General features: G+C 59.5%; 18 protein-coding genes and 2 pseudogenes. 9 read left to right on the top strand and 11 right to left on the bottom strand.

Annotation, left to right across the window (positions count from 1 at the left end):
• The first annotated feature begins 215 nt into the window (after positions 1-215).
• Complete coding sequence (locus tag NTD87_RS03980) at positions 216-509, top strand: DUF6124 family protein (RefSeq protein ID WP_262112038.1); 294 nt, start codon at positions 216-218, stop codon at positions 507-509.
• Positions 510-544: 35 nt separating this feature from the next.
• Positions 545-802: a hypothetical protein gene (locus NTD87_RS03985; RefSeq protein WP_262112040.1), complete on the top strand. Its 258-nt coding sequence runs from the start codon at positions 545-547 to the stop codon at positions 800-802.
• Between the two features lie 350 nt (positions 803-1,152).
• On the opposite strand, the gene NTD87_RS03990 is transcribed toward NTD87_RS03985, so the two are convergent.
• A complete protein-coding gene (locus NTD87_RS03990; protein ID WP_262112042.1) occupies positions 1,153-2,070 on the bottom strand; it encodes a YeeE/YedE thiosulfate transporter family protein in 918 nt (305 codons plus the stop codon).
• A 222-nt stretch (positions 2,071-2,292) separates the two neighbouring features.
• Here NTD87_RS03990 and NTD87_RS03995 point away from each other — a divergent pair, with 222 nt between their 5' ends.
• The gene (locus NTD87_RS03995; RefSeq protein WP_262112071.1) at positions 2,293-3,747 is read left to right on the top strand and encodes an ArnT family glycosyltransferase; all 1,455 of its coding nucleotides are present in this window, start codon (positions 2,293-2,295) and stop codon (positions 3,745-3,747) included.
• Positions 3,748-3,832: 85 nt separating this feature from the next.
• On the opposite strand, the gene NTD87_RS04000 is transcribed toward NTD87_RS03995, so the two are convergent.
• Entirely contained in the window at positions 3,833-4,510 is a 678-nt protein-coding gene (locus NTD87_RS04000; protein ID WP_262112043.1) for a histidine phosphatase family protein, read from the bottom strand.
• 112 nt (positions 4,511-4,622) lie between these two features.
• Here NTD87_RS04000 and NTD87_RS04005 point away from each other — a divergent pair, with 112 nt between their 5' ends.
• The 3 genes and pseudogenes from NTD87_RS04005 (at position 4,623) to NTD87_RS27970 (ending at position 6,730) form a co-directional block, all read left to right on the top strand.
• Positions 4,623-4,775: a hypothetical protein gene (locus tag NTD87_RS04005; RefSeq protein WP_262112045.1), complete on the top strand. Its 153-nt coding sequence runs from the start codon at positions 4,623-4,625 to the stop codon at positions 4,773-4,775.
• A 170-nt stretch (positions 4,776-4,945) separates the two neighbouring features.
• A pseudogene (locus tag NTD87_RS27965) lies at positions 4,946-5,872 on the top strand (methyl-accepting chemotaxis protein); the annotation flags it as partial.
• A gap of 144 nt (positions 5,873-6,016) precedes the next feature.
• A complete protein-coding gene (locus NTD87_RS27970; protein WP_410017458.1) occupies positions 6,017-6,730 on the top strand; it encodes a methyl-accepting chemotaxis protein in 714 nt (237 codons plus the stop codon).
• Between the two features lie 148 nt (positions 6,731-6,878).
• Here the strand turns inward: NTD87_RS27970 and NTD87_RS04015 are convergent, their stop codons facing one another.
• From NTD87_RS04015 to NTD87_RS04035, 5 genes and pseudogenes are all read right to left on the bottom strand, one after another.
• Positions 6,879-7,247 (bottom strand): VOC family protein, encoded by a 369-nt coding sequence (locus NTD87_RS04015; protein ID WP_262112047.1) that lies wholly within the window; start codon positions 7,245-7,247, stop codon positions 6,879-6,881.
• A gap of 120 nt (positions 7,248-7,367) precedes the next feature.
• Positions 7,368-8,825, bottom strand: a complete 1,458-nt coding sequence (locus NTD87_RS04020; RefSeq protein ID WP_262112049.1) for a D-aminoacylase — start codon at positions 8,823-8,825, stop codon at positions 7,368-7,370.
• Between the two features lies 1 nt (position 8,826).
• A pseudogene (locus tag NTD87_RS04025) lies at positions 8,827-8,904 on the bottom strand (MurR/RpiR family transcriptional regulator); the annotation flags it as partial.
• 5 nt (positions 8,905-8,909) lie between these two features.
• Positions 8,910-9,821 carry a LysR family transcriptional regulator gene (locus NTD87_RS04030; protein ID WP_262112050.1) on the bottom strand — a complete coding sequence of 304 codons (912 nt, stop codon included), beginning with the start codon at positions 9,819-9,821 and terminating at the stop codon, positions 8,910-8,912.
• Positions 9,822-9,960: 139 nt separating this feature from the next.
• Entirely contained in the window at positions 9,961-10,551 is a 591-nt protein-coding gene (locus tag NTD87_RS04035) for an NAD(P)H-dependent oxidoreductase (RefSeq protein ID WP_262112051.1), read from the bottom strand.
• Positions 10,552-10,766: 215 nt separating this feature from the next.
• Here NTD87_RS04035 and NTD87_RS04040 point away from each other — a divergent pair, with 215 nt between their 5' ends.
• Positions 10,767-11,081: a putative quinol monooxygenase gene (locus NTD87_RS04040; protein WP_262112052.1), complete on the top strand. Its 315-nt coding sequence runs from the start codon at positions 10,767-10,769 to the stop codon at positions 11,079-11,081.
• Here the strand turns inward: NTD87_RS04040 and NTD87_RS04045 are convergent.
• Positions 11,071-11,835, bottom strand: a complete 765-nt coding sequence (locus NTD87_RS04045; protein ID WP_262112053.1) for a sulfite exporter TauE/SafE family protein — start codon at positions 11,833-11,835, stop codon at positions 11,071-11,073. The two genes, NTD87_RS04040 and NTD87_RS04045, sit on opposite strands and share 11 nt — an antisense overlap.
• Positions 11,836-11,922: 87 nt before the next feature.
• On the opposite strand from NTD87_RS04045, the gene NTD87_RS04050 reads away from it, so the two are divergent.
• Complete coding sequence (locus tag NTD87_RS04050; RefSeq protein WP_262112056.1) at positions 11,923-12,816, top strand: LysR substrate-binding domain-containing protein; 894 nt, start codon at positions 11,923-11,925, stop codon at positions 12,814-12,816.
• Between the two features lie 4 nt (positions 12,817-12,820).
• On the opposite strand, the gene NTD87_RS04055 is transcribed toward NTD87_RS04050, so the two are convergent.
• Together NTD87_RS04055 and kynU are read right to left on the bottom strand one after the other, a co-directional pair.
• Positions 12,821-14,236: an amino acid permease gene (locus NTD87_RS04055; protein ID WP_262112057.1), complete on the bottom strand. Its 1,416-nt coding sequence runs from the start codon at positions 14,234-14,236 to the stop codon at positions 12,821-12,823.
• 205 nt (positions 14,237-14,441) lie between these two features.
• A complete protein-coding gene (kynU, locus tag NTD87_RS04060) occupies positions 14,442-15,692 on the bottom strand; it encodes a kynureninase (protein ID WP_262112058.1) in 1,251 nt (416 codons plus the stop codon).
• Between the two features lie 186 nt (positions 15,693-15,878).
• Here kynU and NTD87_RS04065 point away from each other — a divergent pair, with 186 nt between their 5' ends.
• A complete protein-coding gene (locus NTD87_RS04065) occupies positions 15,879-16,352 on the top strand; it encodes an Lrp/AsnC family transcriptional regulator (RefSeq protein ID WP_262112059.1) in 474 nt (157 codons plus the stop codon).
• A 33-nt stretch (positions 16,353-16,385) separates the two neighbouring features.
• Here NTD87_RS04065 and NTD87_RS04070 read toward each other — a convergent pair whose 3' ends face one another.
• Entirely contained in the window at positions 16,386-17,399 is a 1,014-nt protein-coding gene (locus NTD87_RS04070; RefSeq protein WP_262112060.1) for an AraC family transcriptional regulator, read from the bottom strand.
• Between the last annotated feature and the right edge of the window lie 386 nt (positions 17,400-17,785).

Here is a 17,785-nt window from a genome sequence, read left to right on the forward strand (position 1 = left end):
CCTAGTCGAATGGCTGCGTCCCAAATCGACAGCTGTCCATTCTTTATTGCCGCGCCTGTCAAACGATCCTAGGACATTTCCCGCAAACTGCGGCGTCATTGATGAACTGGAAAGCCTCTCATCGTGGAGATACATTTGAATCGTCGCTGCAGATGAGTGACCGGTTGTGACAGGCCGAAAAAGTGTAGGCCTCTCGAGACTACCGGAGCTCCACCATGAAAAAGATCACCCCCAACTCCCCCGAAAAACCCGCGACTCCCACAAGCCAGCTCTTCACCCTCCGCCCCGACATCGACACCGAAACCCTGCTGATCCACACCAGCGAAACCCTCGCCTCGCTCAATGTCATGACCACCGATCTGGCCTTCCAGCTCGACGACTCGCGTCGCAACGTGGCGCTGGCGATTCAGCAGTTGGTCGTATTGGGCGAGTTGCTGGTGAACCGGGCGCTGGAGCACTTCGACACGCCGGACGCTGCGCACGAACCTCAACCCGCCGCTCACCACTGAGTGGTCACGTTCTGCTCATGAATGGAGGTTCTGCCATGGCTCGATACATGCCCATCACCGGCATCGACTGCACTGTCGCATCCCTGTTGATCGACACCGAAGCACCGCTGGACGTGCTGCACGAAACAGCCGCCTACCGCATCCGCACCGCGACCCAACTGCTGGAGAACGTCGCCACCGGCGAGGGGATTCACAGTGAACTGGCACGTGCGTTGGTTGTTTCGCTGCGCGATGGTTGCGATTTGCTGGACGTTGTAGGGCGACGATTGCAGGCGCAGGTTTTATCGTCGTAAGGAAAAAAGTGGCCTCGTGGGTAATGTCAGTCAGTTAAGAGATTCCGGGCGCAACACATGACCCGTAGCAGCTGCCGAAGGCTGCGTTCGAGTGCGTAGCACTCGCAAATCCTGCTTGCACGATTAATCTGAAAGACCGCATGGCGAGATTTTACGACCGCTTCGCGGCCGAACGCAGGCTTCGCCAGCTGCTACGGATTGCGTACTGGCTTAACTGACTGGCATCACCCTCGCGGGCCACTTTCCAGCAATTGAGTTAACCCGTGCTCTGTTCATGCGAAGCCTCGGACTCAACAGAAGGTTTCACTTTCTGTAACTTACCGTTGAGCCAAAAGGTCATTGTGAGAGGACTAACGCGCACGTCCCCACCACCGCTTCACCCACAACGCCCCCACAATCCCCACGACAATCGAGGCCAATGGCAACGTCGAGGTTAAACTCAGTGTCGGAAACACCAGCAAAATCTGTGAGTCGTTGCCACCGAGCATCATCGATGCACCGGTGCCCATCAGCACCCCGGACAGCAAGTGCACGCTCGCCTTCGACAGGTTGAACGGCTGGAAGCTGAAGGTTTTGCGGTACAGGGTGAAGCTGAGCATGCCCATCAGCAGCATCACGAACACCGCGATGCGCTGGCCGGTGATGGTCGTTTGTTCGGGCATCCAGAACAGCTGTGACAGGTGGTAGAAGAATACGCTGGGCGTCCATTGCGGCTCGAAGGTGTACAGCGCGCTGGTCAGCGCTCCCAGCAGCATGCTGGAGAACACCAGGTGTTTGTCGCCGTGAACATAGGCCAGAAAAAGCAGCGCGATCAGCACCACACCCAGGGTGAGCAGATAGTGGCTGCTGGAGATTTCGGGCATCAGCAGGGTTCTGTGCTCGGGCAACATGTTGAGCCGATACCACAGCACAATCCCCAGCACCCAGCCGACAATCGTAAAGGCCTTGTTGAGGTTGCCGCAGGTGAGTTTGGTCAGGGTGCCAACGCTGCAACCATCGTTGAGCACCGAGGCGACGCCAAATAACAGTCCGCCCCCTATCAGCAACGGATACCCGACTTCTGGCGTGAACAACGGCTGGCTGATGCCGAAATGGTGATAAATCGGCGCCAGCAGCAGGCCGAACAGTCCGCAGGAAACCAGCGCAACAAACAAAGTGGGCCGACGCTTGAGCAGCAGAGCGCTGGCATTGACCAGGCACATGCCCATCCGCTGCGAAACCCAGCCAATCAGGAATGCCAGCAACCACGCGATCAGCAACGAAAGCACACGCCTCCTTACATCTTGGTAGACCCATTGATGGGTAAAGACTAGTCGGCTTTTCAATGGGCTCGCCAAGACATAAAGGGTGACCGGCCCGGTTCTGCTGCGCTATAAACCGGTCCTCCCTTGCCAATAATGTTTCCAATTCACAATTTGTTAAGAAGTGGTCTCGTATACTTTCGAGTCCTGTTTTACTCTCGGCCCTCATTCTTCGGTAGCCTGATGCCTATGTCACGCCCTGCCCCACTCCTGCTGTTACTCACCTGCCTGCTGTTCTTCTTTGCCCTTGGCAATCACCAATTGCAAGGCTCCACCGAACCCCGGGTTGCCGGGATCGCCATGGAAATGCACCTGGATAACGACTGGGTGACGCCGCGTCTGTTCGGTCAGCCCTTTCTGGAGAAACCGCCGCTGAGCCTGTGGCTCGATGCCGGCGCAATCCGTGCGTTTGGTGCCACGCCATTGGCGGTGCGCCTGGCCTCGGCCTTCGCCGGGCTGTTCAGCGTGATGCTGCTGTACGCCATGCTGCGTCGATTCGGCCGGCCAACGACCATCGCCTGGGTCGCCGGGATCATGCTGGCAACCATGGCCAGTTACTGGGGCAACGTTCGCGGTGTTGGTGAAGACGCACTGCTGAGCCTTGGTGTAACCCTGGCGTTGCTGTCGTTCTATCAGGCCCAGCGCCAGCAAGCCGAACAGCGTGGTGCCATGGGCAGCTGGTTGCTGTTCGCCGTCGGTATCGCCATCGCCACGTTGAGTAAAGGTGTACTCGGCCTGGCGATGCCTGGCGTGGTGATTTTTGCCTATCTGCTGGCCGAAAGCCTGATCGACAAACGCTTCAGCCTGCCGCGCTGGATAAGCCCGGCGCTGGTGACCCTGCTCGGCCTGATCCCCTTGGCGATCTGGCTCTTCATGCTCTATCAGCGCGGCGGTTCGCAGGCACTGGCCGAGGTGTTGCTGACCAACAGCGTCGGTCGCTTCAACGGTTCGTTCGTCGAAGCCGGACACTACGAACCCTTCTATTACTACCTGGCCAAACTGCCGGAAGCCTTTCTGCCGTGGAACATCCTGGTGTACCTGGGGTTGTGGCATTTCCGTAAAAGCCTGGCGAACAATCGCTACCTGCTGTTCTTCACACTGTGGCTGCTCGCACAGTTCCTCATGCTGACCCTCGCGTCGAGCAAGCGCACCGTGTACCTGATGTCACTGACACCGGCCGCCGCGGTATTGGCAGCGGAATATGCGGCAGTGCTGTACGAGCGCCTGCGCCAGCACACCGAAGCATCGACGTTGCTCGGCAAAATCGCCCGCAATCGCCGCGGTATCGCGATCGGTATTATCAGCGTGCTATTCGTCAGCTATCTGGCCGCCGCCCAATGGATCGTCCCGCGTGCCGACCGCAAACTGTCGTTCCTGCCATTGACCGAGCAAATCCAGACCATGCAGGCCAACGGACAAGAAGTGGCGCTGTATCAGCCGAACGAACGGACAGCCGGTGCGACCGTGTTCTACACCCATACCCTGCTCAAGGACTTGCAGACCGAAGCCGAGCTGACGGCGTTTCTCGCCGCATCGCCGACTCATGTGGCGCTGATTGCCAGCGAGACTGAGCCCGCAGCACCGTTGAAGGTACTGAAGAAAATGCTGGTGGGACGTCAGGATTACTATTTCGTCGCGCAGTAACACGACCCACAAAAAAACGGCACCTGATGCAGGTGCCGTTTTTTATTGTCTGGCGAACGTCAGCCGGGAAGATCAACCCGGCGGGTTACTTGATCTCGACGGATTTCCAGTCAGGGGCTTCGATCAGCCCAAGCAATTTCGGGTTGGTTTGCGCGCTATCAACCGTAAAAAACAGCGACGCGCCATACCCCGGGGTCGACGACGTCGGCAACTTCAGTTCTTTTTCCAGTTGCGCCATGCACTCGCTGTGGGTGACCAGCACCAGATTACGGCCGGCGACCTTGTGCGCCAGCACGTCACGCAACATTGTGCCTTTGCAGTTGAAGAGCCAGTCCTGGGGGCTGCCGAGCTTGTCGAACATGTAGTGCGACGTTTGCACGGCCCGCGTCAACGGGCTGTTGTAAATATCGGCATTGGCCAGGCCCAGGTGCGCGAACTGCGAACCTATCGCGGCAGCCACGCTGCGCGCGCGATCGGTAATGCCATCGGCACTGTCCAGGCAAGGGGCACTGGAGTGGTCGCATCGCTCGACATGGCGGATCAGCACAATCGTATCGCCCTTGGCCCAACTGGCCGCCAAGACCTTGTCCCCGGCAATATTGCCGTGAGCCAGGTCCGCAGGGCCGGCGGGGCGGAGCAGCCAGACTGTCAGCGCAATAACAACGAGTGCAGCCAGCAGTAAAACGGCAATGCTTTTAACGCGAGAGAGCCCGCCCACATTCAGTGAACGCTTGATACCCGCACGACCCAGTCTTGACTCCACTTTCAAACTGCCTCTGACGCTCGAATGCCCGATTATTCGGTCGAGTATAAAGTTTGACGCATCAGTACCCAGTGAAATGAATGTAAAAAAGCTCAGCCGATGAGCCTGCCCCATGCCCACCACACTCTCCCCGCTCGCGTTACTGGCCCGACACGCTGTAAATCCTCATGAAGAAAAACGTTTCAGCTATCGCGCCAGCCGCCGATACACCCCCTACGAACACATTCTGCTGGCCTCCAAAAACAACAATCTTCCAGCCAACTGACGATCAAGAAGCGCAACGTTCCTGGAGGAATTTTGATGAATAGCTGGTTCGCCAACATTAGCGTCAACCTGAAGCTGAGCCTGGGTTTCGGCCTGGTGCTGGCCCTTACGTGCATCCTCGCTCTGACCGGCTGGACCAGCCTGGGTGGGCTGATCGACCGCAGTAACTGGATGAGCGGTATCACTCAGCTCAACGCGGGCCTGACCAAACTGCGGGTCACCCGTTTGCAATACATGCTGGCCGACGGCGACGAAACCGTGGCGCAAACCGTGCAAACCGCCCTCGACGGCTTCAAGGCCCAGCAGCAATTACTGCTGTCGAGCCTCAAGAGCCCGGAAAACCTCAAGCTGCTCAATGAGCAAGGCGCGGTCATCGACGCCTACCAGCAATCGTTGAACAAAATGCGTAACGCCTATCGGACTGTGAGCAGCGTGCGTCAGACCATGGGCGAGAATGCCGACAGCGCCAACACGCTGATCAATGACATCGACACCCGCGTGCGCCAGATGCCCTTGAGCGATCAGCGCTTCGAGCAGTTCCAGGCCATTACCGAGGCCAAGGAACAGTTTCAGCTCGCCCGCTACGAAGTTCGCGGCTACATCGCCGACAGCAATCCGGCCACCGAGCAAAAAGCCATCGCCCAACTGGACGCGGCCATCGCCAGCCTGAAAACACTCAACACGCATTTCGCCGACACCCAGCAAGACGCGTTGCGCCAGCTGCAAAGCGCGCTGCTCAATTACCGCAGCGCGTTGCAAGCCTATAAAGCGGCCAACAGCGACGTCGTCCAGGCTCGCCAGGAAATGACCGTCCAGGGCAACGACATCGTTGCGCGCAGTGATGCGCTGTATCAGATCCAGCTGGATCGCCGTGACGCCGAAAGCGCCCAGGCACGCACCCTGCAACTGATCAGCACCTTGCTGGCATTGCTGGTCGGCGTCCTTGCGGCCGTGACCATTACCCGGCAAATCACCCGCCCACTGCGCGAAACCCTGGCCGTGGTCGAGCGTATTGCCAGTGGCGACCTGACCCAGGATGTCCACGTGACCCGTCGCGACGAACTCGGCGTGTTGCAGCAAGGCATCGCACGGATGGGCGTCACCCTGCGCGATTTGATCAGCGGTATTCGTGATGGCGTCACGCAGATCGCCAGCGCCGCCGAAGAGCTGTCGGCCGTCACCGAAGAAACCAGTGCCGGGGTCAACAGCCAGAAGATCGAAACCGATCAGGTGGCCACTGCCATGCACGAAATGACGGCCACCGTGCAGGAAGTCGCACGCAACGCCGAACAAGCGTCGCAAGCGGCAGCCGCAGCTGACGGCGAAGCCCGCGAAGGCGATAAAGTGGTCAACGAAGCGATCGCTCAGATCGAACGTCTGGCCAGCGAAGTGGTGCGCTCCACCGAAGCCATGACCGTGCTGCAACAGGAAAGCGACAAGATCGGCAGTGTCATGGACGTGATCAAGGCCGTCGCCGAACAGACCAACCTGCTGGCACTCAACGCCGCCATCGAAGCCGCACGTGCCGGTGAAGCCGGTCGCGGTTTCGCCGTGGTCGCGGACGAAGTGCGTGGCCTGGCCCAACGCACGCAGAAATCCACCGAGGAAATCGAAGGTCTGGTCGCCGGTCTGCAGAACGGCACTCAGCAAGTGGCCGCGGTGATGAACAACAGCCGCAGCCTGACCGACAGCAGTGTCGAGCTGACCCGCAAGGCCGGTGTGTCACTGGAAAACATCACCCGCACGGTGTCGAACATCCAGTCGATGAACCAGCAGATCGCCGCCGCTGCCGAGCAGCAAAGCGCCGTGGCCGAAGAGATCAGCCGCAGCATCATCAACGTGCGCGACGTCTCCGAGCAAACCGCCGCCGCCAGCGATGAAACTGCTGCGTCCAGTGTTGAGCTGGCGCGGTTGGGCAATCAGTTGCAGATGATGGTCAGCCACTTCAGGGTCTGACATTCATATTGCTGTGAATGAAAGATCCATTCGCGAGCAAGCCCGCTCCCACATTAGATAGGTGCTGACCACTGAACAGTGACACGACACAAATCCTGTGTGGGAGCGGGCTTGCTCGCGAAGGCTATCTACCTGTCAGCGAAAACGCTCAAACACTAATCGCATTGGTAAACACCAACCGATTGCCGAACGGATCGCTGATGGTCATGTCCTGGCTCCCCCAGGGCATGGCCTGAATCTGTGGATGAGCGAAACGGTATTCCTTGGCCAGCAATTGCTGCTGGAACGCTTCCAGCTCATCGGTCTCGATGCGCAGCGCCGAACCCGGCGTAGCGTCGCCGTGGTGCTCGGACAGGTGCAACACGCATTCACCCCGCGACACCTGCATATAGAGCGGGAAGCTCTCTTCGAAACGGTGCTGCCAGTCGAGGGTGAAACCAAGAAAGTTGACGTAGAACTCCAGCGCCTTGGCTTCATCGAAGATCCGCAGGATCGGGGTGGTTTTACCGAAGCTCATTGCGCTACTCCCAAACTGAAAGGCCCCACTCTAGGTGGGTTGCATGACAGCGCTTCGGCTTGGGGGAGGCTTTCTTTAATTGCACAGTGCCATCATTGTGATGCGCCCCGCAGATCGCCGCTATTTGAAGCCTGAGCCGAGATTTCCCTCACGCGCCAAAAACCGCCCTGCACGCCGCCCGTTCGCCTGACCCTCGACATAACTGCGCACACCATTGACCCACACGCCGTCGATGCCTTCAGCCGAACGCTGCGGATCGTTGAAATCCGCCACATCGCGCACGCGCAACGGGTCGAACAGCACCAGATCCGCCCAATGCCCTTCGCGAATTTCACCACGCTCCTTCAGGCCAAAGCGCGCCGCCGACAGCCCGGTCATTTTGTGCACCGCCGTGTGCAGCGGGAACAACCCGAGATCCCGACTGAAGTGCCCGAGCACCCGTGGAAACGCGCCCCACAAACGCGGATGAGGAAACGGGTCTTCCGGCAAACCGTCGGAGCCGATCATCGATAACGGGTGAGCGAGAATACGCCGCACATCGGCTTCGTCCATGCCGTAATACACCGCACCGGCCGGTTGCAGACGACGGGCCGCGTCCAGCAGCGGCACGCCCCACTCGGCGGCAATATCCATCAGGTCGCGGCCGCCCGTTTCAGGGTGTGGCGTCGACCAGGTGATGGTGATGCGAAACGCGTCCGTCACCTGCTTGAGGTCCAGGGTCGAGGAACTCGCCGCATAGGGATAACAGTCACAGCCCACCGGGTGGGTTTTCGCTGCGTGTTCGAGGGACGCCAATAGCTGTGGGCTGCGCCCCCAGTTGCCGGCGCCAGCGCATTTGAGATGAGAAATGATCACCGGACTTTTCGCGTGTCGAGCGATCTGGAATGCCTCGTCCATGGCCTCCAGCACCGGTTCGAACTCACTGCGCAAATGGGTGGTGTAGACCGCACCGAAGGCCGTCAACTCTTCGGCCAATTGCTGCACCTCATCCGTCTCGGCCGAGAAGGCGCTGGCATAGGCCAGCCCTGTGGATAACCCCAACGCACCGGCCTCCAGACTCTCGCGCAGTTGTTCGCGCATCGCCGCGATTTCGCTGGATGTGGCAGTGCGAAACAGGTCGTCCAGGTGGTTGCTGCGCAACGCCGTATGGCCGACCAATGCCGCCACGTTCAGCGTCGGATTGGCCGCTTCGACGGCCGCGCGGTAATCACTGAAACGCGGATAGACAAAAGCTGCGGACGTGCCAAGCAGGTTCATCGGGTCCGGCGGATCACCACGTAAACTGACCGGCGAGGCGCTGATCCCGCAGTTGCCGACGATCACCGTGGTCACGCCCTGGCTGAGTTTGGGCAGCATCTGCGGCTGGCGGATCACCACCGTGTCGTCGTGGGTGTGCACGTCGATGAAACCCGGCGCGAGCACTCTCCCGGCCGCGTCGATTTCCTCATCGGCGCTGGCATCCTGCAAGTCACCGATGCGCTCGATACGCCCGTTCATAATCGCCACGTCGGCGGGATAACCCGGCGTATTGTTGCCGTCGATGATCACGGCGTTGCGGATCAGCGTGTGGTACTGCATGTCAGTCTCCCAGCGGCAGATGGTCATCGCCGCCACGGTAGTCGTCGAGGGCGAGTTTGATCCGCCGCAGACGTTCTTGAAAGATCAGCCTTCGAACACTTCGCTCGCGTAACCGGCCAACTTGCCCTGGATGAAGTCCAGGAAGCACTGAATGCGCAAGGCCAGTTGCGAGTTGCGGTAGTACACCGCGTTGATCGGCTGGCGATAACCGCTGTTGGCCTGCGCCAGCAGCACCTTCAGCCGTCCGGCCTTGATGTCGTCGATGGTCATGAAATGCGACAGGCAGGCAATGCCCTGCCCCTCCAGCGCCAGATGACGCAGGGTTTCACCACTGGAAGCGCTGAGGCTCGGCTGAATCTGCCAGCGATCGCCGTGTACATGGCGCAACGGCCAGTGGTTGAGGCTTTCGGTCTGGGTGAAGCCCAGCAGCGAGTGGTCGGCCAGCTCGGCAACGCGGGTCGGCGTGCCGTGTTTTTCCAGGTACGCGGGGCTGGCGAGGATGTGCAGCGGGCTGCATCCCAGCGAGCGCGCGTGCAGGGTCGAGTCCGCCAACGGCCCGATGCGGATCGCGATGTCGGTGCTTTGTTCCAGCAGGTCGATGATCAGGTCGTTGCTGTTGAGCTCCAGTTGGATGTCCGGGTACAGACGGCGGAACTCATCGATGTACGGCACGATAGCGTGCAGCATGAACGGCGACGCCGCGTTGATCCGCAGCCGTCCGGAAGGTGTTTTATGACGCGAGGACAGGCGCTCTTCGAGCTCGTCCATCTGGTCGAGAATCAGCTTGGCCTGTTCGAAGAAGTACTTGCCCTCCTCGGTCAGGTCCATGCGCCGTGTGGTGCGGTTGATCAGCGTGGTGTCGAGCTTGGCCTCCAGACGCGACAGCGTGCGGCTGACCGCCGAGGGCGTTTGCCCGACCTGTTCAGCCGCCGCAGAAATCGAACCGCACTCGATCACGCAGACGAAAATCTGCAACTCATCGGATCTGGCTTTCACGTGTGTCCTTCCTATCGAATGCACCTGATGGCAGGAGTCAGGCATTCCTTGTGGCGAGCGGGCTTGCCCCCTCGCCATAGGTTAAAACGCGCCGCTGCTCAGGTGTTCGATAGTAACTGGATGCGGGGCATCACGCAGGTTATGCCGGCAAGTTGAAGACCTGCTTGAGATGCTGCTCGTAGCGCACGATGTCTCCTTCAATGTTCGGCCGCTTCATCACGTCGACACACAGGAAGGTCGGCAGACCGCTCATGCCAAGGAAGGTATTGGCCTTGTGGAACGGGAAGTACACCGCGTCCACGCCCTTGGCTTCGAAGAAGTCGGTCGGGTCGTCGAAGGCTTGCTGCGGGGCGTTCCAGGTCAGCGACAACATGTACTGTTTGCCCTGCAACAGACCGCCGCTGCCGTATTTCTGCGAAGCATCGGAACGGGTCCGGCCGTCGCTGGCGTAGAGGCTGCCGTGGCCTTCGGTGAAGACTTCGTCGATGTACTTTTTCACGGTCCATGGCGCACCCATCCACCAGCCCGGCATCTGGTAAATGATCACATCGGCCCAGAGGTACTTGGCGACTTCTTCGGCAATGTCGTAGCCCTCGTCGATGTGGGTCACTTTCACGTCGACACCGCCGCGATCCAGCACGCTCAGTGCGGCTTCGTGCAGGGTGGCGTTGTAGCGACCGTCGGAGTGGGCGAATTGCTTGCCGCCGTTGAGCAACAGTACTTTTTTCATGGGTAGCCTCATCATCAGGGTCCGATCTGCCGCGCTGTGGATAAGTCGCAGGATCGAGAAGTTTTAAAGTTGATGACGGCAAGGTATCGATGACCCCTCCATTGAATAAGCCCGAAGTCGGCAAATTACATTTGACCAAAATGCACGAATCACCAGCTGATTGTTGCCGTAGGATTTTTACAAACCCTGACTGGCCCTGACTTGAGGATTCCTGCATGAGTGAACAACACGGTTTCATCCTGCACGCCAAAACCCGCCCGGAAAAAGCCGAAGCCTTCGAAGCCCTGTTCCGCGCTTACGTCGAACCCAGTCGTGCCGAACCTGGCTGCATCGAGTACCACATGCTGCGCGACCAGCAGGATCCGACGCTGTTTATTTTCTATGAGATCTGGCAATCCCTGGCGCATCTGGACGTGCACTCGAACCTGCCGCACATGCAGCAGTTTTTCGACAAGCGCATGGATTACCTGGAACGCGACTTCGATATCCACCGCATCGACATGCTCAGCCCGTCTTCAGCTAACCGCTGATCAGCAGATGGCCACCGAGCAATCCAACGCCAACGAAGAACACTCGCTTGAACAGCACGGCGCTGATCCGCTCTCGTAGCCATTGCCCCAGCAGCATGCCGAGCAACGCCGGGATCAGCGCCAGCAGCGACGCACTCAGCTCACCACCACCCAGCGCACCGCGCCACATCAGGCCGGCGGCCAGCGCCAGGGTCGACGCGGTGAATGACAGACCCAGCGCCTGCACCAGTTGATCCTTGTTCAACCCCAACGCTTGCAGATAGGGCACCGCCGGAATCATAAAGACCCCGGTGGCCGAGGTGATGATGCCGGTCAGCACGCCACAGAGCGGGGCGAGCCAGCGTTCGGTTGTGCTGCCAACCCGCAAGGTCGGCAGCAACAATCCGCTCAAGGCATAGAGCAACAGAACCGCGCCGAGCCCCCGCACCACCCATTGCCCGCCGTCGATCCCCAGCCACAACGTGCCTGCGCCGGTGCCGATGACGATCGCCAACAACATCGGCCACAGCCGTTTGACCAATGGACGCAAGTGCCCACCGAAGACCAGTTGCCAGACGTTGGTTAGCGTCGCCGGAATGATCAGCAGCGCCGCAGCCTGAGTCGGAGCCATAGCCAGACCAAGCAGGCCCATGGCAACGGTCGGCAATCCCATGCCGATCACCCCTTTGATCATGCCGGCCATCAGAAAGGTGACAACCACCAACAAAGACAAGGCCAGCCCGAGGTTTTGATAGAACGCGAGAAGTGTATTCATGGCGTTATCCTGAGCGTTCCGAGCGCCCGTGAAAATCTGCCATATACTGAGCCTGCCTCTTGTTTTGACAGAGTCTTGGACCCCCCCATGCACTTCGACCTGATCGACCTCAAGCTTTACCTGAACATCCTCGACGCCGGCAACATCACTGCCGGCGCGGTCAGCAGCCATCTGTCACTGGCGGCGGCGAGTGCGCGCATCCGTGCGATGGAGGCTTCGCTGGGCACCGTGTTTTTCGAGCGCGGGCGTCGCGGCATCAGCCCGACTCCGGCCGGCAAGGCGCTGGCGCAACATGCCCGGGTATTGCTGCAACAGGCCGAACGCCTGCAACAGGATCTGGCGGAATACGCCAAAGGTGTCAAAGGCCAGGTACGGCTACTGTGCAACACCACGGCGATCAGCGAATACCTGCCCGAGTTGCTGGCGGACTTTCTGTGTGAACACCCCAACCTCGACATCGACCTGCAAGAACTGCCGAGCCTGCGCATCACCCATGCCTTGCGCCAGGGGGCGGCCGAGCTCGGTATCGTTTCCGATGCGGTGGACACCCACGACCTCCAGACTCAAGCGTTTCGCGATGATCCACTGGTGCTGATCATGCCGAACGATCATCCGTTGGCCGACCATGAACCGCCCGGCTTCAGCGAAACCTTGTCTCACGATTACGTCGGGCTGAACGCCAACAGCGCCTTGGCGATCTACCTGGAAGAACAGGCGCTGCACGCCGGGCTGCGCATGCAGATCCGCATTCGTGCCGATGGCTTTGACGGGGTGATTCGCATGGTGGCCCATGGCGCCGGGCTGGCGATTGTGCCGCTGGCGGCGGTCGAGCGCTGGGCGGGCGGACAAGCGTTCAAGCGCCTGGTGCTGAACGAGCCATGGGCCCAGCGAAAACTGCTGCTGTGCGCACGCTCATTCGACGCCCTGCCCCGTTACGCCAAAGCCCTGCTGGAGGCGTTGCAACCCCGGCAGGACAACTAACACCTCAGCTCTGGACTTTCGGCAACGGACTAAGCGCGGCACTGACCTTGGCTTTTCTGAAAAACACCCCGTAGACCAGCGAGAGGATCAGCAGAAAAGGCACACCAAACACCAGGGTCATTTTGAAGGCTTCGGTGAAGTACGTAGTGATCATCACCGCGCCCATCAGCACCAGCCCCAACAGCGTGGTGTAGGGAAACAGACGCATGCGAAACGACAGTTTCCGCTCGCCGTGACGCTGGTGATAGCGACGGAAACAGTAGTGCGTGAGGAAGATCATGAACCAGGTGAAGATCGCGCCGAACATGGAAATCGCCATCATCAAGGTGAAGGAGCTTTCCGGGTACATCACGTTCAGCAGCGTCGCCAGTGCAATGCCCGAACTCGACAGCAGCAAGGCATTGAGCGGGATGCCAGTCTTGCTCAACGCGCCCATCGCCTTGGGTGCGTAACCGCCACGGGACAAGCTGAACATCATCCGCGTGGTGATGTAGAGCTGGCTGTTCATTGCCGACAACGCGGCAATCAGAATCACGAAATTCATCACCCCGGTGGCACCCGGAATACCGATGGTTTGCATGACCGTGACGAACGGGCTCTGCGCATGACCTGCCTGAACCCACGGCACAATCGCCAACATCAGGGCCAGGGTCAGCAGGTAAAACACCACCAGTCGTACGATGGTCGCGCGAAAGGCTTTCTTCACTGCGCGCTCCGGATCCTGCGCTTCACCGGCCGCCACCGCGATCATCTCCACACTCAGGTAGCTGAAGATCGACACGATGACCGCCACCCACATTCCTTGCAGGCCATTGGGGAAAAACCCGCCATGGCTGGTGTAGTTGTGCACACCGTAATCCGGGTTACCGGAACCGAATACCACATACACCGCGAGGATGATGAAGCCAACAATCGCGCCGATCTTGATGGTCGAGAACCAGTACTCAAAGGTACCAAAGGTCTTCACGCTGATGGCATTGAGCACGATCAGAACGCTGGAGAACGAGACGATCCAGATCCATTCGGGCACATTGGCGAACCAGTACTTCATGTACATCGCAACCGCCGTCACTTCCGTGCCGACCGCCAACACAATCGCCGCCCAATAGGCATAGCGCACCAGAAACCCGGCCAGCGGGCTGACATAAAACTCGGCATACGCGCCGAACGAACCCGAGGTCGAGTGGGCCACGGTCATTTCCGCCAGACAGCCCATCAACAGCAGCGTGATGATCGCGCCAATCGCATAGCTGAGCAGCACGCTCGGCCCGGCATAGCCGATGGCGTAGGCGCTGCCCATGAACAGGCCGGTGCCAATCGCACCGCCAATCGCGATCATGCTCATCTGCCCCGACGTGAGCTGGCGCCTGAGGCCATGCTCACGGTTGGAAATAGTCTCAAAGCCTGGGGCTTCGCTCATGTTATCTGTCCTCTGAATATTGTGTTTTTTAGAGAGCACATCATTTGGATAAACCAGGACACACAGTCGAACTGAACCCTGTGGCGAGGGAGCTTGCTCCCGCTGGGCTGCGTAGCGGCCCCAAAATTTTCACAGTGAATACCGATTTTGTGAGTGCTGCGCACTCAAGCGGGAGCAAGCTCCCTCGCCACAGACAGTGCTGGAATCAGGTGACGCTGTGGCGAACCTGAAACTGCGCTTGCGACCAGGTTTTCTGATCGAGAATCTCGCCAAGAATCTGCACCGCATCAAAGACTTCGCTGAAGCGGGTGTACAGCGGCGTGAAACCGAAGCGCATGATCCGCGGCTCGCGGTAATCACCGATCACGCCTCGGGCGATCAAGGCCTGGATCACCGCGTAGCCTTGCGGGTGCTCGAAGCTGACATGGCTGCCACGCTTGGCGTGTTCGCGCGGGGTGATCAGTTTCAGATCGTGGGCGGCGCAGCGCTGCTCGACCAACTGGATAAACAGATCGGTCAGTGCCAGGGATTTGCGGCGCAGGCTGGCCATGTCGGTCTGGGCGAAAATCTCCAGGCCGCACTCGACCATCGCCAACGAAGTGATCGGTTGAGTGCCGCACAGGTAGCGCGCGATACCGTTGCTCGGCTCGTAGCCTGAGGCCATGTCGAATTGTCGGGAATGACCGAACCAGCCGGACAGCGGTTGCGTGACCAGATCGCACAACTGCGGCGAAACCCAGACGAAGGCTTGCGAACCGGGGCCGCCATTGAGGTACTTGTAGGTGCAGCCGATGGCGTAGTCCGCGCCGGCCTGACGCAAATCGACCGGAACCGCACCGGCGGAGTGCGCCAGGTCCCAGATCGCCAGCGCGCCGCATTCGTGGATCAGCGCAGTCACAGCCTGCATGTCGTGCATGTAGCCGGTCTTGTAATTGACGTGGGTGAGCATCACCACGGCGGTGTCCTGGTCAATCGCCTGCGCCAGTTCTTGCGGGCTATCGACCAGACGCAAGCTGTAGCCCTGCTGGAGCAAGTCCATCAGCCCTTCGGCGATGTACAGGTCGGTCGGAAAGTTGCTGGACTCACTGACGATCACTCGCCGCGTCGGCGCCCGCGTGGCCTGCACGCGCAAGGCCGCGCCGAGCACCTTGAACAGGTTGATCGAGGTGGTGTCGGTCACCACCACTTCACCCTCACCGGCGCCAATCAGCCCGGCCAGTCGATTGCCCAGACGTTCCGGCAAATCGCGCCAGCCAGCGCTGTTCCAGCTGCGGATCAAACCATTGCCCCACTCTTCGGCGATCACTGCCGAAGCTCGTTCAAGCGCCGCGATCGGGCGCGCACCGAGGGAGTTGCCGTCGAGGTAAATCACGCCTTCGGGAAGCGCGAACTGGTTGCGCAGATGAGCCAGGGAGTCCTGTGCATCGAGTGCCAGGCAATCGTTTCTTGTGATCATTGTCGCTCCTGTTCTTGAGATGACATGCCGCCGCTGGATGCGCTGCCTTGGGTATTTTTTCGCCGGCACAATGAGCAAATAATGAACGAAGCTTTGGAGAATTTTCGTGCAAAGTGGAGGGCCATATAGTAGTTATCTCGAAGATAATTCGAATCCAACTCAAAAAATCGCGGATTTATTCAAGCCATGACTCTCGACTCGACAGACCTGCGGATCCTGCATTACTTGCAGCAGGACGGGCGTATCAGCAATCAGGAACTGGCGGAGAAAGTCGCGCTGTCGCCGTCGGCATGTTTGCGACGTTTGCGGCTGTTGGAAAGCGAGGGAATCATCACTGGCTATCGCGCGGTGTTGAACGCCGAACGCTTGGGTATCGAACTGGAAGCCATCGTCCATGTGTCGTTGCGACAGGACGTCGAGGACTGGCACGAGACGTTTATCGAGAAAGTACAAGCGTGGCCGGAAGTCGCCACCGCGTACGTGATTACCGGGGCCAGCAACTATGTGCTGCGGGTTCAGGCACGCAACCTGAAACACTTCTCGGATTTCATCGTCAACAAGCTGAACCGCACCGCAGGGGTTACCGATATCCGCTCGGAAATCGTCCTGCAAAAAATCAAGGAGCGCGACAACCTGCTCGACCTGGTTACCCGCAAATAAGCCGTTGCCGATTGCCCCTGAACACCATGCGCCTCAAAACCCGCGCATGCGCCGAGCCTCGTTGCGCTGCAAGGTTGTGCTGGGGGATTCGCCGAACAACTTGCGGTACTCGGCGGAAAAACGCCCCATGTGGGTGAACCCCCAGCCCATGGCAATTTCCGAGATGTTGCGCGCCAGGCCATGCTCAAGAATCTGCTGGCGCACCGCGTTCAACCGGTACTTTTTCAGATAGGCCATCGGCGACAAGGCGAAGTACTTCCTGAACGCCTCGAACAACTTGAACCGCGACACCCCGGCTGCCGCTTCGATGTCTTCCAGGTGCAGCGCTTCGCGGGCGTTGTCGTGGATGTACTGCTTGGCCCTGATCAGGTAGTGCGGCAACTTCACGCCCAACACGTCCCGCAGCTCATCGGAGTAATTGTTCGGCTGGGCGAGGATCAGGCCTTTGATCAATGAGCTTTCGATGTCCCGCGTGAAGACCACCTGCTCAAACAGCGCGCTGCAGCGCTCAAGCTCAGCGATGAAGTACCGCGCCATGCGCCACCATGAGGCCGACGCGCCGTCTACTGCATCCATCACCGACTCGAAACGCAGCGGCGTATCCAGCGGGCGCTGCAACATCCCTTCAAGGGACTCACTCATGGCCGCGCGGGTGATCACCACCTGGATTTTGCGACAGTCACCGGAGATCGCCAGCATCTGGCTTTCATTCGGCGAGATGATCACCCCTTGATCGCGATTGGATTTGAGCAGCGTGCCGTTCTTGCTCAGCTCCTGCTCACCGACCAACGGCAGGCTGAGGCTGTAGCTGCTGAAGTGCTCGGCATCTTCGATATCGACGGTCACATCGGTGCCGTATTCGATCGTGCCCAGGGTCGTGGCCATCGACTTGAATACATTGGCCGTGTGATGAAAGCGGATCCGCTCGGGCGTCGCGGTTTCGAGGCGGTGCGGCCCGCAGATACCCGACATCCAGGTCCTCGCCCCCTCAAGGTCATAGCGATCGATACGAATATCGCGAAACTGCGGATCAGCTTTGCTACTCATCACGGCGCACCCACGGCAATATTTTTTCAGCACGCTCTGACGGCGCGCCTGTGGCTTGAGTCGAGCAAGTTCCAGACCACAAGACGCCTGCGCCAACCCAGTGGATAGCAATCGTCTACTAAGCGGATAAAGCGGCCGTTCTGGAACCTAAGCTCGCCTTCGAACAACACTCAAGGCTGCCCAAAACAGTACCTCAATGCAGCAAACAGAGGCGGCCGTTCATCGAATGGTGCATGGGTCTTGAGTATTAGCTGCCCAGAACAGCGCGCCGGTGTTACCTCAAGACAATCGTGATGCTGGCTAACACAAATTTCCAGACTGGTGAGCATTTGTGGGGGGGGGGGGTGGGGCCCCCCCCCCACCGTGGGGGGGGCCGCCGCCCCCCC

Source organism: Pseudomonas sp. 6D_7.1_Bac1 (assembly GCF_025465945.1).
Taxonomy (GTDB): Bacteria; Pseudomonadota; Gammaproteobacteria; order Pseudomonadales; family Pseudomonadaceae; genus Aquipseudomonas.